This is a genomic window from Glaciecola siphonariae (genome assembly GCF_042652645.1).
In the GTDB taxonomy this organism is placed as follows: Bacteria; Pseudomonadota; Gammaproteobacteria; order Enterobacterales; family Alteromonadaceae; genus Glaciecola; species Glaciecola siphonariae.
On sequence record NZ_JBHSGU010000029.1, the window covers coordinates 207,759 to 224,312 of the forward strand.

The window sequence follows — 16,554 nt, forward strand, 5'->3', positions numbered from 1 at the left end:
TACAAAACTAGCCCTGTCGAGCGGCGAGGTCTCGCCGATAAAGAAGTCTAGAGAGCATCAACTAAGGGTCACACTTCATGTCTTTTAATCTAAGAGCTGTTTTTATTATCGCGTTTTGTATCGCTGTTCAGTCCTGTGCGATTGTAAACAAGAATAAGAGCGAGACAAGTAAACAACTCGGCGAGACGCTTCTTCACGTTCACAAGCAACATTCTAACCTTGGCCGCGAAGAACTTGAACACATGTTCAAAAACGGTGAAATCAGTAAGCAAGACTTAGCATTTCTGCAGCGTGATATTGCCTTGCTCAATGAGTCCTTGAATACAATCTCGACAAACAAAGACCTATACTTATCATTAGAAGTTATCTCTGCTAACGATCACACACACTCAAAAGACATATTGCCGCTAATTTTTTGGATGTATCCCAATGAAGTCAACAGGCTAATTGAAGAATTAGAAAGCTCTGAAGCATTTTTACATGAGGATGTAGAGCGAGCAGCCTTAATTGCTCGGCTAGACCCCTCTGTAGCATTCGAACCAACCGCCTCCGGTATCAGCGGAGAAAAAATTGTGCCATTGATTAACTCAGCAAGCATCACGCTTTATGGCTTTAATGAGGAAATACAAAACGAAGTATGGTTTAAAGAATCTACCGATAACGTTTGGCAACAAGGGTATCCTTTACAATGGGAGCCAGTTGATGGCGCCCTATCGGGAAGTATTGTTTATCTTTTGCCTGATACTAAATATGACGTGAAAGTGTCTTATACCTACGATGGGCAAAATACTGAGCGGTCTTATTCATTCGTCACTCGCCCTGATTCACCACCAATAGACCCAGATAAGATTTACTACCTGTCGGATCTCTACAGTGGTGGCTCCTTTGACCTCAGCGCTTTCGATATCAGTGGGTCAGAAAAGGGCTGGGCAAAAATAATAGGCGATGGCGTAGTCATTGATGGAGATGAACTTACTGAGGCCGCTTTTGATATTGGAGATGCCAGCTATCTATTACTTGAAAACATTGTTGTGAAAGGAGGTCGAAATTATGGCATCCACGGCGACGGTGCCCATCATATTTGGATTGATGGCTGTGATGTTGAGCAATTTGGACGCAAACCTTATGAACGCAGAAAAGGCATAGCCTACGAGAGCGCAGAGGCCACTACAGCTATTAACTACGACTCTGGGATATTTTTTCGTTATAGCGGCGTTATAACGATTGAGAACTGCCATGTTCACAACCCGAATGTAGCGGCTAATCATTGGGGTGATGGCCACCCTAAAGGTGCCAGCGCATTATTATTAAGTGCCAAACACCGCAACCCGGAATATCAGGGGCAATACATTGTGCGATTTAATAAATTTACCGGCTCGCACGACAATCGTTTCAATGACGTGATAGAAAGTCGCGCGAATGTCAGGCGATGGGGCGGCTTTTTTCGTGACTCCGCCATTCATGATAATTTTTTGGCCTATGCCAATGACGATATTATGGAGTTGGATGGTGGGCAAAGTAATGTCTTGGTTTACAACAATTACATGACACAAGCTTACTGCGGGATAAGCGTAGCGCCAAATATGCAAGGACCAAGCTATATTTTCAATAATGATATTGTAGATTTAGGAGACCAAAGAGACGCTCAGTGGGCCGCGATTAAAATGGGAGGTCTTTTTGCTGCTCCATCGGGCAAAACGCTGGTTTTTCAGAACTACATTGATGTTGGAGCGCACGGCATAGCAGGTGCATATTTGCGTGGGGACAAAAGTTTTTGGACAGAAACTCGTTTAAATATAATAAGACTCTCAAGCTTTAGAAATCAAAAACGAGGTTATGGACTTAGAGACGATGAAGGCTATTTTTTAAATCATTTTAAAGACGACCTAATTTATAACGAAGTGACAAAGCAAGCAGAGGTTTGGCTTAACCAAGGGAACAATCAACTAGATTTGTATGCCCCCAGTGAATCGGAGCTCGAGTTAGTTTCAAACAAGCTTTTAAAACAACTCGACTTAAAAAAGGTAGTTCCGCTACCCAACTTTTCTTCTGAAACTAAAGCCTCGCCAAATACCGCGCAAGCAATACCAGTGCTTAGCGATGCCATTTTAGAGGGCTTTGATACACAAGATTCTGCCCCGAAAGTATTATCAAAAAATGACGACCAAGTCACTCTATCGGGCAACACTTGGAAGTCGATATTGCTAGCACAACCGCTTACAAACAATGCCGTAATTTCGCTTGATGTAGATATTGACGGAACAATTGAGATAGTGGGGCTTGGTCTTGAAAACGACAATCGCTTGAGCCCAGAACGAGTTTTTAATTTGTATGGGACACAACGGTTCGGGAATACGGCGCTCAGGAAAGCTGAAAAAACGCAGCGACGTTTGCTATTTAAACCCAGTGATTATGTTGATGGCGACATAAATCGACTTGTCTTAATTGTTGATAACGATAGTCCTGAGCTACAAACCGCGTCGGTTACCTTTAGCAATCTAGAGATATTCAGCGATGCTAATGAACAAAGCGTTAGCAGCACTCAAGCAATCAGTGACCATATTGCAGTAGGCATGCGTAGACCAACAAACGAGGATTGAAAGCAATTTTTACATGTTCAGTGGTAAAGATTATTCTATAATTGGCTCTAACGCCCGACGCACTTATTATCAAAGGAAAATAGACAGTTGATTTCACACAAATACGGTTTTATTTTCGTACATATACCCAAATGCGCAGGCAGCAGTATTGAAAAAGCTTTTGGGCACTTTGATAAGTCCAACTCTCGAGGGCGTCAAGACCATAGAAGCATTAGAATGATCGAGAAACCTTTTTCTCCTATCAAAGCAATAAAAAATACTGAAAACATTAAAGATACTATCAGAAGGTTCAGAGAACACTTTCGAAGCCATTCTAATCCGAACAACAAGTTACAAGTCAGCGCCGATCAATTCAGGGACTATTTTAAGTTCACCATTGTGAGAAACCCATGGGATCGCGCCTATTCTTGGTATAAGAACGCGATGCGTGACCCTATTCATCAAAAAAATTACCAAATACCGCCAGACATTAGTTTTGATGATTTTATTAGGAAGTTTGCCGGAAGCGGGTATTTGCGCCCTCAAACCTACTGGCTTGAAAATTATAACAATAAGGTAGAGCTCGATTTTATAGGTAAGTTCGAGCGACTGTCTCAAGACTATGCACACATATGCAAAACGCTTGGCGTTGATACACCCGCACTCCCGCATGAGGTAAGCTCAGGTAGCGCAACAAAATCTGACTATAAAGTGTCCCAAGCTACCATAGACTTCGTAAGCAACTTTTATGCAAAAGAAATAGCACTGCTAGACTATGATTTTGCAAAAGATTCTGTCATGACAACAAAATAACCTGTCACCAATTTGCAACACACCTCCATAAACTGTATATTTATTGAACGCTTTGAATATTAATCACGTATTATTTATGCATAGGCGTCACCAACCCATTTGGAGGTTTTATGAAGTTTATCTGTTTGCCGCTGGTGTTGTTGGCATTAACTTTTCAAGCCAAGAGCGCTTTTATTACCAATGATGATATAAGCTCAATCGACATCGTCACACCAAAAGGGTGGACCTTTATGAATGAGTCCGCACTCTTTGACGGCGACACTAGAAAACGCAGAAGCCTTGCATTTCGGGCCAACCAACAAAATAGCGACTCCATAAGCGCAGTGAACCCCTTAGAGATAAACGTATCGCTTACAAATGCTTTCAATATAGATGGGTTCTCTTTTTTCAATGACTGGGGCTATCACTTGAAACAGCAAGTAGTTGGTATGGACATCAGCTTCTTTGATGCACAGCGTCAAGTCTTGTTCTCATATAGCACAGACAGTCTATTACTAGACCGCTGGGAGCAAATAGATGTATTTACACTCAGTGACGCTATTCAAAACGTAAGTGTCTTAAGAGTTTTAATAACCCGCTCTCAAAGCAGTGAATTTGAAATAAGAGAACTGCTGTTTCAGGCTACTCAGTTTGTAAATAATCCTGACACTTTAAACGACCCGACCGCAAATGTAGCGGCTCCTGCGATGTTTAGCGGCTTGTTATTGCTCTGCATCGGATTATTCGTAAGACGGGGTGTTGCTAATTAGCAACAGAATGTCTGCTTTTTTTACAGCTTATTTTTTAATATTAATTTTTCCCATATAAAACAATAGTTTAAAACTTGGCAAGCATCTTGCTTTTAAACGGTTAAGTAGTTTAAAAATTTAAGGATTAAGATGAAATTAGTGAAGAAATTAATTGCTGCAGCAGCCCTAGTAGGCGCTAGCTTGTCGGCAAACGCTGCATTAATAACCATAGACGACATCGACGGTGGTGTTGCTGGGTTCACTGCAACGGGTACTGGTTTTACGTTCGAAAACTTCGACGCGTTAATCGACGGTAATTTTAGCACTCGCATAGCGACAGAGCGTTTTAACGGAATGGGCGCTGGTATTGTGGCTGGAGAGATGGTTGTAATCGAGGCGAATTTCAACAACTTATTCACTGTTGATAGTTTCGGCATCGCGCAAGATTGGGGTCGTCGATTCAATCAGCAGATTGAGGCCTTAACGCTTGTATTATTCTCAGAAGACGGCGATGTAAGATTTGATGTTACCGGCTTGGCTACAGACACTTTTGATGTGCATAATCTGTTTTCTGGCAACGTAGAAAACGTTTCTGGCTTTGCGCTTGAAATCACAAGCCTGCAAGCGCGTGAGTTTGAGATTCGCGAGTTGGTAATCAGCGCTACTGCAAACCCTGTAAATGCTCCTTTGATGGGTGCACTTACTTTGCTTGCTTGCGGTATGATCCTGCGCCGCAGAAAGTAAATAGTTCAATCGCTTAGTTAAAGTCGGCTTTGTGCCGGCTTTTTTTTTGGATATACTTCAACAAAAAAAGCCTTTCACGAATGTTTCTTCATTAAGTGTTGAGAGAAGCGCGTAAAAATTTTCCATTTAGAGAATATAAATTTTGATTAAAAGTAAACGTGACTTGTTTCGTTACCTACAGCAAGACATAAAGAATAGTCATTTTAATCCAACATTTATGAATTACTTGTTTAGTGACATGTGGTGTTTCCACCGACGCCTAAGACGATTGGAGTATTTCCTAAATACAAAGCGTGGGAAATTTTGGAAAATCATTATTAAAATTGAAAAATATAGATTCAAAAAAATAAGTAAAAAACTCGGATTTAGCATCCCACCAAATGTTTTTGGGCCAGGTCTTTGCATTCCACACTATGGAACAATTGTAGTTAACCGAAAGGTAAGAATTGGAGAGAATTGTAAGATTCATACTTGCACAAATATAGGCGCAGATTTTAACGACCCCGACTCGTTCCCTACCCTGGGTAATAACTGTTACATAGGCCCTGGGGCCAAATTGTTTGGAAATATCAAAATTGCTGATGGAGTTAAAATAGGTGCTAATGCGGTTGTAAATAAGTCTTGCGAAGTAGAAGGGGCTGTTCTCTTAGGCGTGCCCGCTAAAATTCATTCATAAGCTCACACCCTTCTAATAAGAAGATATTTAGTAGTTGAAACCCACCCTGTGTACTTAGCAGCCAAGATAAGCCAACCGAGCTTATATCGTCTAGAAGTAAAATTGTGAAGTAGTTGGTGAAGTACCCTTTTTTTAAAGGCTTTTTCTCCAAGCCATGCTCTATGTTTTATAGCTGATAAAAGGCGCTTTTCAGCGGCTTCTGGTCGAAGAGTCTTAAGCCTTTGAGTGATTCCTCCTTGAGTACCACGACGATACAAGTAGAGGGCTTGAGATAAGTTTTTTAACTGAGCCCCGCCATTAACGACTCGAATAAAGAAATCCCAGTCTTGACCATTCTGTAATTCTTCATCGAAACGAAAGCTTTTAGCAACAGAAGCTTTAACAGTAACGCCGCTCATACCACAGTATGTGTTACCCATCTTTAATTCTTCTAACGATACATAGGCTGCACTATTAACAATGCACTCACAATCAGTGTCCATTATTTCCTTGCCTGATGTAGTACCCGATATATCTGGCTCGTCTATATATGCTTGTTCTATGCTTGCCAAATACTGCGGCTTCCACGCATCATCATCATCTAAAAACGCAAGGATGTTAGATTGCGCCAACGCAAGGCCTATATTTCTGCAAGCATTCGCACCGTGCACGGTTTCCAAGCGTTTTATCAAGATGTTTGGCGCACTGCTTTGTATTGTTTGCCAATCGTAATCGACGGTTGAAGCATCATCTACAATAATAATTTGTTCTGGCAAACGCTCTTGGTTTAAGACGCTTTGCAATGAAGTGCGCAGATAGTCTGGACGATTTTGAGTTGTTATTATTGCGGTTATACTTAATGTCATATGTTCGCTTGCGCCGTTTTAAAGATTAATCGGGTTTTCGCTATCTTGAGTCTAGCACTGTTTAATTAATGCGCTGATTGCTCTTTTATATCGCTTAAGAGTGCAAAGTCGTTCGCATAACGCTTTTTTATTTTATCGCACGTCGTATCACTAATGGATGCCAGCTCACGCTGTGATGTCCTCATTTGGTTCGCATTCATCGAAACCGGCACAGTCAAGCCTCGTTTATCCATCAGCATGTGTATGACAGCTTGAATCTCATTTAAAGGATACAGGTGCAGTTTTGTATTCGATGATGCATCACTTTCATACAGCTTTGCTTGTGAAATCCAATGACGGTCGGCGTAATCATCAGAGCCCTCCTCGGAGCAAAGCCAATCAACAAAATCGTCAAATGGCATATTAGGATAAAGCCCTTTGAAACGAGTAATAATGAAAATATCAGCAGCGCGCTGTTTAGTGCTTATTTTGTCCTTCCAGCAAGAATAAATTCTCTCAATCGGGTCACGAACAAACGAGAAGTGAAACATATCCTCAGACCGCTCGTCACGTTTTATGTATGTGTTATACGATGCATCCAAGAAAAACTCGCTGCCGGGTATATCGTTTAGAAACAGTCGTTTCATGGTGCTTGAGGCAACCTTTGGGTTGCCAACATACAATAAGTTAAATGCTGTGTTTAGAATAATGCCGCCGCGGTTGTCGGCTTTTGGCGGTGTCATTTTGCGAAGCAAATATCGAACGATGTATATACCAAACGTTATTACACGCAGCAACCATGGTATCGCTGACAAATATGAAAGTAAGCGATTGATGACTCGTTTATATTTCCAGTTGTTCTTAACTATCACTTTGAGCTCACTCTATGATTTCTTTTTATTGCCGATTTTAAAATCTGAGGTGTAGGGGATTATAAGGCTTCTTACTGATACACCCTCACGGTAAGACATTAGAATACAACATCCAAGCGCAGCGATGGCATAGCTAATTGTGGTAGATATTGCAGCGCCTGTGCCGCCATAAACTGGTATCAACAATATGTTAAGTATAATGTTTAAACACGCAATTGTACCCATCAGATAAACGGTCACAAGAGGTTGCCCCTGCCCTGAAAAGTATGAGTTGATGGTTTTAAAAACGGCTGCGAGCACTAGCCCTGGCAATAAATATAGGATAATAAAAAAGCTGCTCGCAAACTCTTCACCAAAGACCGGTCCAATCAAAAAATAGCAGGCGAACGCAAAGGGTAAGGCACTAAAGGCGGTGATAAGAAGTGTAAGCCTAGTTGTTTTTGCTACAGTCAACACTATCGAGTTATCAATGCTATTGGCTGTTTTAGACATTATGACTAGTAATACGGCCCCAGGTAACTGCCATAAAAGTTCGCCTAACTGCACGGCTATGGCGTACCGTCCCACCTCATCAGGCTCTGCCATCCAGCTCATAATGAGTAGGTCGATTCGATAATTCGCGGTGATAAAAAAGAAAGCGAGCGCGTAAACCACGCCTAATCGAAACATAGGGAAAAAGGTCTTAGCGCTGAAAGTAAAGCTTAAGGTCTCATGCTTTTTAAGAAAATAAAGCGCCTGTACTAAATTAAATATAGCAGCGCCAACAGTTGCGAACATTACGGTTGATACGGTTAAGGTGTTAGATACATACAGCAGCGCTATTGCCGCAACAAATAGAATTTTTTGTACCCAATGGGCTTTGTTAAACTGTTTAATTCGCTCCTTACCAAGAAAAACGCCCTTAATAGCGTTCACGGCAAGTGTCGCTGGTAAAATCGCTGCTGCAGCGAGCATCATAATATTTGTAAACGCGTCTGGCCCAAACGTGCGCTGAAGCCAGTAAACCATCAAATATCCTATACTACCTGCCAAAATCGTGTAGCTAAGCAAGGTACCAATAATTTCGGCATCGCTCGCTTTCTTTTTACCGATGTAAAAAATAGCTGCCTGCCTCATGCCGCCTTCTGTCAGGGTGACCAGTAGCGCTGGATAAACCAGTAAAGCAGCATATATTCCTCGACCCTCGGCTCCTAAACCGCGAGCAATTAAGACTGCACTGATAAGCCCTATCGATAATACAAATATTCGTGTTGAAAACACCGAAAAGATGTTTCTAACTAAGCCTCGTTTTGCATCAGACATACGACAAAACCATCAAGCAAGACGCATTAACACGAACAATCAGCCTGAGGCTATTGAGCATTGGTCTTGCGTGCTTTAAAAAACAGAATGGCATGTCTAAACCACCTCTTGCTTAGACTTTTGATTTTCATTACAAATTATGAAAAAACAGATAAGAAACAAAAACATGTCTACACTATTGTGGTTGATAATAATGTAGCCAATGTAATTTATTATAGCTTGAATAATTACCATCATGAGTAAAAGCGAAGTCAGCTTTTTGTTCGCAGGCGCAATGTAAAGCTTAATTGCGTTGACCAACTGAAAGGCCAATAAAAATAATAGAGCGCCCAAACCAACAATCCCACTATGCAGCATGATTTCTCGATAACCAGAGTGGGCGTTACCAATAAAACCCCAGCGTTCAATAAACGGGATCGCGCCCTCGCTCAACCAAAATGCACCATAGCCATAGCCAAGCAACAGCTCCTCAACAATCAAGGGATCGATAAGCTCCCATATAATAGCTCTATTTGTTAATGTAGGGTCTCTGCCCAAGGCGCTTAGAATAAACTCGTATGCGATGTTTGCGATGTAACTTCCTAACAGCAACAATGCCATGAGTACGATGAATCTGAGCAAATTCTGTTTGATTGCCTTGCCCTTAAAGGTGTTAAACAAAACAATTAATCCTGTTCCCATCACCGCCATAACGACTGCTGTCGCCGACTGAGACACCAAGACCGCAAACACAAGCAAACTCAGGCACACGAGGTCTCTTTTTTTCTGATACCTGCCTAATCCAATGAACAGCAGCAAACCATATGTATAGACTCTTGCTGCCCCATTTTTATCGCCAAAAATTCCCCTAAACCCGAGTGATCTGTCAGACAAGCCGAAGCTTAGACCTTGTCCACTTAATACTGTAGTGATTAGACCAAGTACAACGGTTAAAACGATTGCGTTAGCAATAACATTCAACAAACTTGTGGGAGTGTACATTTTTACTAGCGCCAAGCAGGTGAATACCATTGTGATTAAGGCAATCACCCGACGAACAGAGATGTTTGGCGTATAAGACCAAGTGATCGAAAAACTAAATAGCACTAAAAGCGCCCACAAAGGCCAAGCCATTTTAGCGATTTCACTTACGCTTACTTTTTGAATTTTAAATAATATAAACAGCCCAGCAAAAAAAATTGCCAGTCCAAGCACCTGATTGATTCGATTGCCCGAGCGAGAGCTCTCAATACCAGATTCGATGTTAAATAATAAATCGGCGCCAAATCCTACAATTGACAAGTAAAACCCTACTGCCATAAGGAGTGTTATTTTATAGAAGTCTTCTTTAGCGATTTTCATGAGAGGATTAATTCTCTGTATCTTGCTGCTGAATTCTCGGACGTAAATTGCTCTACAGTTAGTATGGGCTCCGTCGGGCTAAGCTTGTTTTGCGATAAACCTTCTTGTATTGCAGCTTCCAACATCTTCGCATTTTGATTTTCAACAAGTGCGCCAATTTCTCCATCTTTTAGAATCTCTCTCGCCCCATGCGGACAGTCAAAGGCCACCACAGGAGTTCCAACCGAAATCGCTTCCACTATTGCGTTTGGACTTCCCTCAAATCGCGATGACAATACATAAAGGTCTGCCGCTTTCATTTCGGCTATGGGATTTTCAGTATATCCGGGCATCGATACTTTTTGTGTGAGTCCTAAGGTGTCTATTTGCTGCTGCAGTTCAGCACGCAATTCCCCTTCGCCGAAAATAATAAGCCGGCAGCTAAGTGTTTTGTTTATTTCAAACATGGCGTCTAGCAGCATATCAAACCCTTTCTGATAGGCTAAGCGCCCTACTGCCACTATTACTTTTTCGGTTTTATCTAGCAGCCACTCGTGTTTAGGGGCTTGTTTGGCGGCATCTATCGTTTCTTTTGTAATAACTGGGTTGGGGGCGGTAACAAGGTCTTTAGGTCTTACAATCGTGGTACTGATCAAATCGTTGGCAACCCCCTTTGAAACCGCAATTACCGGTCGAGGTATTAACCTGTACACAAAGGGCGCTATAAAATAGGTCAACTTCATGACGGGGTCTGAGTTGACTTGTTTGTCTAATGAAAATGCATTCCTTTCACTTACGCTGAGGCGCTTAATCCAGCCTAAACTAAAGCAGGCAATGGAAGTAATCACGTTAATATGAGTCAAGGCCGCTAAAATGGCGTCAGGCTTTATGTCTTTTAGGGCCTTTCGCAGCGGTATAAATGCGCTTAAGGTACGAGCACAGTCAAGCTCTGTGAGTCTTACTCTGCTGTCTAAATACGCCTTATTCTGACCACCGCCGGTAATGAGCACCATGTCCACATAATCGCCGTCCTCAACCATCTGATTGGCCAGCCGCACCATCATTTTTTCAGCACCGCCGCCACGCAAATCATGGAGAACTATGGTTATCTTAGACATCAACGCGTCCTGTGCATAAAGCTAAGTATTGAGAAGCAACGTTTTCATATGAAAACTGCTGCACGCCTGAGGATAAATTCTCTTGGGGCAGCGTTTCAAATGCAAGCATCGCCTCAAGCAACTTGTCTACGTTAAGATACTCTACCAATATACCGTTTATTCCATCATTGATAATTTCACGCGGCCCAGTTGGGCAATCAAACGCAATAACCGGAGTTTCTAGCGCTAAAGACTCAATTAAAACAGTGGGCATGCCTTCATGCCGAGACGACAGTACAAACGCCTTTGCCTGCTTAATGCATGGATAAGGATTGCCAGTAAAACCAGCAAAACAAACGTACTGCTCAATATTTAAACTGCCCGCTAACGAGGCTAAGCTGTTTTTTAATTCGCCCTCACCTAGTATTAACAAATCTGGTAAGCGCTCATTAATAGCCCGCGCTCTAGCATACGCCTGCAATAACAGGTCAAAGCCCTTCTGCTCGGCAAGTCTGCCAATCGCAATAAAATAAGGCGTCTGTGGCATCAACTCGTGCGCTAGTTCAGCTTTGGCAAACATGGTTTTGCTTAACACCGCGTTCGGAATAAAATGAACAGCCTTTTTGTTAAGCAACACAGAGCGCTGTATTTGCGTTTTCAGCGCGTTTGAAACCGCAACAATATTCCCATTAAGTGCGAAAAGAGAATAAAAGCATCGTATGGTCCATGCCGGCAAAGCTTGGTCACTAACATCAAATGCACAGTGGCGCGTATAAGTAACAGTGAGTTTTTTTGTGAGGAGCTTGGCAACAAACGCTAATACATTCGCTTGTTCGGTTGCCGATATCACGGCATCAATTTTATGGATTTTTATGACGGCGCGCACATCTGTAAGCTTTTGCCAAAAACTAGCTGTTTTGCGGCTTCTTACGCTTTCAAACTTGGTGCTTAGCTGCAAAAAACCGTCTTCTTCCTCAGCCGCGTGGTTCATGACGTAAAAGAAACATTCACATCCCTGAGCAGTCAACGCTTCGGCTAAATTTCGATGAACTCTCTCAATACCGCCACTTTTCACAAACCACTTGTGTAAAAACAAGACGCGCGTTGACATATTACTCCTAGGTAGTTTGCCTAAACTTATGTTTCAACACGCAATATACACTATGTGGATTGGTTGTTAAGTAACGCCAGAAAAGTTTTTTAGGTTGGGTAAGTAGTCTGTGTAACCACTCGATGCCCGCTTTCTGCATCCACATTGGTGCACGGCAGTAGTCTCCGGTTACGTAGTTATAGCAGCCGCCGCAGGTAATAATAACAGGCACCTGTAGTTTGTCTTTATGCTGTATCACCCAAAATTGCTCTTCGGGCTTTCCTAAGCCCACCCACAAAATGTCGGGTTTTGCCGCATTTATTTGTGCAATGAGTTGGTCGCAATTTTGTTTGTCAAAGTAACCGTGATGGGTGCCGTTGAGCTTAAAGTTTGCATAACGCTTAGTTAATAACTCGCCGCACTGAGAAACAACGTTTTCAGAACCGCCTAACAAAAAATGTGAAAGAGTAAGGCCTTTCCGTCCAGGAATATCGTGCATGAGGTCTGTCGTAGCGCTTCTTTCCGGAATCGATACTCCACCCAACCACTTCGACATCGACACGACGCTTTGACCGTCGGCGTGAATCAAATCTGCTTGCGTTAATGCTTCATAAAATGCTTTGTCGGAATTGGCTAAGGATATCCCATGCCCATTCGAATCGAAGACAACCATGGGCTGGCTAGCCGAACGCTCTCGCACCATATCCACTTGTGAAGCGATAATGTCGACCAGTTGCTCACGAGTAACACATGCCGTTTTCAATCCGCCTACATTGGCGAAAACAACATCTTTCAGGGTCATATTTTTAATTCCGAATTACTACTGTCAAAATCTGGCCATATTGCGTGCATTTAAGCAAAAAACGAACCACATTAAAAGTCACCATTGGTATGGAAACCCATAGCCAAGTATAAATAGGTCGCAAGACGCACTGCAAGCCACTCATTTTATTGCATTAATCATTAATGTTTTGTCGTTTACATACGATTACCTATATAGACAAATCGATTTAGGTGACCCATACCGCGATGCTTAGCAGTCGAGGCATACGGTTAGTTGTGTTGGCATGCTTAGTGTTAACCCAAGTGACGGTATTATCAGACATCACGTTTTCTGAAAAGGTGTTTAAAAGCGTGGCTGAGCGTTATAGCGCTGAGGCAGAGGTGCGTGTGCGCGAATGGCAACAGCTTTTAGATAAGCAGCGCGACTTATCAATCGACACCCAGCTTTATGAAGTTAATAAATTCTTTAATCAGGTATCTTTTATTGACGATATTCAGCACTGGGGAATAAAAGATTATTGGGCCACACCATTAGAATTTTTAGGCACTAACGCTGGCGACTGTGAAGACTTCACTATTGCTAAATATTTTTCACTACGCGCCTTAGGTGTGCCAGCATCACAATTACGGCTCATGTACGTTACCGCCACTCGACCACGCCAAGCGCACATGGTCTTAGCCTATTATGAGACGCCATCGTCTGTTCCCTTGGTGCTCGACAATATCAACAAACGTATTCTCCCCGCGTCCCAAAGGCGAGACCTCATTCCCGTTTACAGCTTCAACGGTGACGGCTTATGGTTGGCTAAGTCTCAAGGCCGAGGACGTCAAATGCAGGGTAAAAACAACAATGCATTATGGGAAGACCTAAACAAAAGAATGCAGCAGGGCTATTAATGAACAAGCATATGTTATATAAGGTAAATAACTCACGGAGGAACATCCAAGATGTCGTTATCTAAGCAACTCGGGTTGGGGTTTTTCTTTGTTCTGATGATCGTGTTTTTGGGTACCTTATGGATGAGCACTCAAAATACCCGCGCATTTCTAGAGCAGCAACTTAACTCTCATGCACAAGACACCGCAACGTCTCTGGGCCTATCAATCACCCCGTATATTGGCACTGAAGACGACTTACCTATTATTGAAACTATGGTTAACGCCATATTTGATCGCGGCTACTATCGTTCAATCGCGCTCTACGACCAGAACAACCAGCTCGTATTTGAAAAAACGCAAAGTGCCGGCGTAGCAGATGTACCCGATTGGTTCATATCGCTTTTTAGTATTACCGCGCCCGAGGCGCAGACAGAAATTAACAACGGCTGGAATATCGTGGGGTCTTTACGGGTGTTAAGCAACCCTGGCTTTGGCTATCGCCAGCTCTGGCAGAACGCGGTTTCAAGCGCAATAGCCAGTTTCATTGGCTTTGTCTTGTCAATGCTCTTTGTATGGTTTTTGGTAAAAAAAGTCATTTCTCAACCTATCAATCGCGTTATCGACCAAGCAGACGCCATCAGTAAAAAACAGTTTGAACGGATTCAAGATATCCCCTCTACCAAAGAACTTTATCGCTTTGTAAACGCGATTAATGTGATGTCTGACAAACTCTTTGTCATGTTTAAAAAGATGACCAATCAGTCAGAAGAATATCGTCGCTTTGCTTACGCAGATTTTGTGACCGGGGTGGGCAATAGAAGAGCCTTTGAATTAGCAATAAATGGGCTGTTAGGCGATAGCGATAGTCAAACCGACGGCTACCTCTTTCTAATCAGGGCAAGCAGTTTAAAGGCGATTCATACCGAACTTGGCGGTGAGGCTGGCGACAAATATCTAAAAACCATTTGCCAAGCAATAAAAGAAGCTGCCTCTGCAGAATATGATCATTTTTCTATTTTTCGGGTCAACGGTGCAGACTTTGCGTTAATTATTGAGAACATACGTGAAAACCATGCAAAGGCCATGGCGCAGCTCTTAGCTATTTACACTAAACGCCTTGAGAAAAACGAACACAAGGCCGGTGTTGCTCATATTGGTGGCGCGAAGTTTAAGTATGGCGCTATTTACAAAGAAGTTTTGGAAAATGTCGACAGCGCCCTGTTGAGTGCCACCGCTGCAGAGCATAGATGGGAGCTTAGCAGCAGTTTAAGCGTATCGCACTCTAATCAAGAATGGCGAGATGTCTTAACAAACATTATTCAAGAAGGAAAAGCCGATTTTGTAGCTCAACCCATCATCGCTAAAGACGGAGTAACTTTATATAGCGAGTGGTTTGCTCGATTATCCGACAAACAAAGCGGAGAACTTGTCCCCATGGCGCAGTTATTACCCGCTTCTATGCGCCTAGACTACGCACAGCAATTAGACAAGATGATCATAGAAAACATGTTTGTAGTGGCTCAGCAACAAAGCCAATCGATAGGCGTAAACATTAGCCGTTTGTCACTCTTTGATGCTGCGTTTACTAGCTGGTTTATTGAAAAGATGAATGTTTACCGCTCAACTTGTTCAAAAATCGTATTAGAAATACCCGAGCGGGCGCTTGTTCACGACGTAAATGCACTGGCTGAGTTTATAAGTCTTATAAAACCCTACGGCATGAAAATTTGCGTAGAGCACTTCGGCGCTCAACTTGCGGGCATTACCCACTTGCGAAAGATCATGCCAGACTACTTAAAAATAGACGGTCGATTTACTGCCGACATCCATCAGCAGCCCGATAACCAGCTATTTGTGAAGTCCTTAATTAACATTGCACAGGGTTTAGACATCAAAATTCTTGCTGAAAAAGTAGAATCCGAAGATGAGCAGCACTGGCTGCTATCGCAAGACATAGATGGCGTGCAGGGATTTTACGTAAAACCCCCTGCCGAAATAATGAGCTTATCGAAGGGTTAAGCAATTCATGCATTGATTAAGTATTAAACAAACCGTAAAATAACGAAATCGTAGTTTAGCGGCGCGCCGCTAATTGTTTAGGGCTTTTTGTTAAGGCTTTTTGTTAAGGCTTTTTGTTAAGGCTTTTCGTTTAAGGGAAATCGATGAATATTGCACGTTCATTTATATGCGCAGTAGTTTGCACGTTAGCTTTTATTACAACGGCATCAGCCAATAATATTGCACACACAAGCAATTTGTTTGGTGATGAAAAGCAACCTGGCAACCGCCTGCATGACCGAATTGTTGAGCTACATACTGCTGCTCACCCTACGCCAATCCCTCAAGCCATAGAAACCGTGCTGCAAGACGACGACACCACCTTAGGCGGCGAAGCTAAGCAAGCAGTAGCGTTTGATGTTCCTCACGCAAACGCATTTTACGAACATATGACCGAGCACAACAGCTTAATTGAGGTCACGAAGCGCCTTATTGAAGCAAAGCCAGACATGGCCGTACACACAATTACGCTCGGCGTGGTGTTATATCCTGACCATGCTCAAGAAATTTACGACGGTGCAGCACTTACCGGTCTTTTAGATTCTGACGATATTTTAGTTGCGCTCTTGCAAGCCGGCGCCGACCCAACCACCGTGAGCGATGCTACTGCTGCTGACGGCACCTTCGTGAGCTCTGGTCCGTCTACCGTAACAATTAGCCCGTTAGGCGCGGGTGTTGGCGCAGGTGGAACTGGCGGTGGTGACACCACTGCCTCAACTAACTAAACATAAGCGCGTATAAACCAGATAGCGTAAAATAAGTAAATCAGGCCCCTAGTTTTCAGGGGCT

The 16,554-nt window shown here is 42.8% G+C and carries 15 protein-coding genes; 8 read left to right on the forward strand and 7 right to left on the reverse strand.

Features of this window, described 5'->3' with window-relative positions; genetic code table 11:
- The first annotated feature begins 77 nt into the window (after positions 1–77).
- The 5 genes from ACFO4O_RS17650 to ACFO4O_RS17670 all read left to right on the forward strand — a co-directional run bounded on the left by ACFO4O_RS17650 (position 78) and on the right by ACFO4O_RS17670 (position 5,540).
- Positions 78–2,600 carry a right-handed parallel beta-helix repeat-containing protein gene (locus ACFO4O_RS17650; protein WP_382410953.1) on the forward strand — a complete coding sequence of 841 codons (2,523 nt, stop codon included), beginning with the start codon at positions 78–80 and terminating at the stop codon, positions 2,598–2,600.
- Positions 2,601–2,687: 87 nt separating this feature from the next.
- The gene (locus ACFO4O_RS17655) at positions 2,688–3,392 is read left to right on the forward strand and encodes a sulfotransferase family 2 domain-containing protein (protein WP_382410955.1); all 705 of its coding nucleotides are present in this window, start codon (positions 2,688–2,690) and stop codon (positions 3,390–3,392) included.
- 110 nt (positions 3,393–3,502) lie between these two features.
- Positions 3,503–4,141, forward strand: coding sequence for a hypothetical protein (locus tag ACFO4O_RS17660; protein ID WP_382410956.1), 639 nt, complete (start codon positions 3,503–3,505; stop codon positions 4,139–4,141).
- Positions 4,142–4,270: 129 nt separating this feature from the next.
- Positions 4,271–4,864, forward strand: a complete 594-nt coding sequence (locus ACFO4O_RS17665) for a hypothetical protein (RefSeq protein ID WP_382410957.1) — start codon at positions 4,271–4,273, stop codon at positions 4,862–4,864.
- A gap of 238 nt (positions 4,865–5,102) precedes the next feature.
- Positions 5,103–5,540: a serine O-acetyltransferase gene (locus ACFO4O_RS17670; RefSeq protein WP_382411131.1), complete on the forward strand. Its 438-nt coding sequence runs from the start codon at positions 5,103–5,105 to the stop codon at positions 5,538–5,540.
- Positions 5,541–5,542: 2 nt separating this feature from the next.
- Here the strand turns inward: ACFO4O_RS17670 and ACFO4O_RS17675 are convergent, their stop codons facing one another.
- The 7 genes from ACFO4O_RS17675 to ACFO4O_RS17705 all read right to left on the reverse strand — a co-directional run bounded on the left by ACFO4O_RS17675 (position 5,543) and on the right by ACFO4O_RS17705 (position 12,847).
- Positions 5,543–6,385 (reverse strand): glycosyltransferase family 2 protein, encoded by an 843-nt coding sequence (locus tag ACFO4O_RS17675; protein WP_382410958.1) that lies wholly within the window; start codon positions 6,383–6,385, stop codon positions 5,543–5,545.
- A gap of 65 nt (positions 6,386–6,450) precedes the next feature.
- Positions 6,451–7,236: a sulfotransferase family 2 domain-containing protein gene (locus ACFO4O_RS17680; RefSeq protein WP_382410960.1), complete on the reverse strand. Its 786-nt coding sequence runs from the start codon at positions 7,234–7,236 to the stop codon at positions 6,451–6,453.
- A 12-nt stretch (positions 7,237–7,248) separates the two neighbouring features.
- Entirely contained in the window at positions 7,249–8,538 is a 1,290-nt protein-coding gene (locus ACFO4O_RS17685) for an oligosaccharide flippase family protein (RefSeq protein WP_382410962.1), read from the reverse strand.
- A gap of 96 nt (positions 8,539–8,634) precedes the next feature.
- Positions 8,635–9,879: an O-antigen ligase family protein gene (locus ACFO4O_RS17690; protein WP_382410964.1), complete on the reverse strand. Its 1,245-nt coding sequence runs from the start codon at positions 9,877–9,879 to the stop codon at positions 8,635–8,637.
- Positions 9,876–10,976, reverse strand: coding sequence for a glycosyltransferase (locus ACFO4O_RS17695; RefSeq protein WP_382410966.1), 1,101 nt, complete (start codon positions 10,974–10,976; stop codon positions 9,876–9,878). Before ACFO4O_RS17695 ends, ACFO4O_RS17690 begins: the two co-directional genes overlap by 4 nt.
- Positions 10,969–12,066 (reverse strand): glycosyltransferase, encoded by a 1,098-nt coding sequence (locus tag ACFO4O_RS17700; RefSeq protein WP_382410968.1) that lies wholly within the window; start codon positions 12,064–12,066, stop codon positions 10,969–10,971. Before ACFO4O_RS17700 ends, ACFO4O_RS17695 begins: the two co-directional genes overlap by 8 nt.
- A 7-nt stretch (positions 12,067–12,073) precedes the next feature.
- Complete coding sequence (locus ACFO4O_RS17705; protein ID WP_382410970.1) at positions 12,074–12,847, reverse strand: WecB/TagA/CpsF family glycosyltransferase; 774 nt, start codon at positions 12,845–12,847, stop codon at positions 12,074–12,076.
- A gap of 227 nt (positions 12,848–13,074) precedes the next feature.
- Here ACFO4O_RS17705 and ACFO4O_RS17710 point away from each other — a divergent pair, with 227 nt between their 5' ends.
- The 3 genes from ACFO4O_RS17710 (at position 13,075) to ACFO4O_RS17720 (ending at position 16,490) form a co-directional block, all read left to right on the forward strand.
- Entirely contained in the window at positions 13,075–13,725 is a 651-nt protein-coding gene (locus ACFO4O_RS17710; protein WP_382410972.1) for a transglutaminase-like cysteine peptidase, read from the forward strand.
- 51 nt (positions 13,726–13,776) lie between these two features.
- On the forward strand, positions 13,777–15,726 hold the full coding sequence (locus ACFO4O_RS17715; protein ID WP_382410974.1) for a bifunctional diguanylate cyclase/phosphodiesterase: 1,950 nt from the start codon (positions 13,777–13,779) through the stop codon (positions 15,724–15,726).
- 143 nt (positions 15,727–15,869) lie between these two features.
- Complete coding sequence (locus ACFO4O_RS17720) at positions 15,870–16,490, forward strand: hypothetical protein (RefSeq protein WP_382410976.1); 621 nt, start codon at positions 15,870–15,872, stop codon at positions 16,488–16,490.
- The last annotated feature ends 64 nt before the right edge of the window (positions 16,491–16,554 follow it).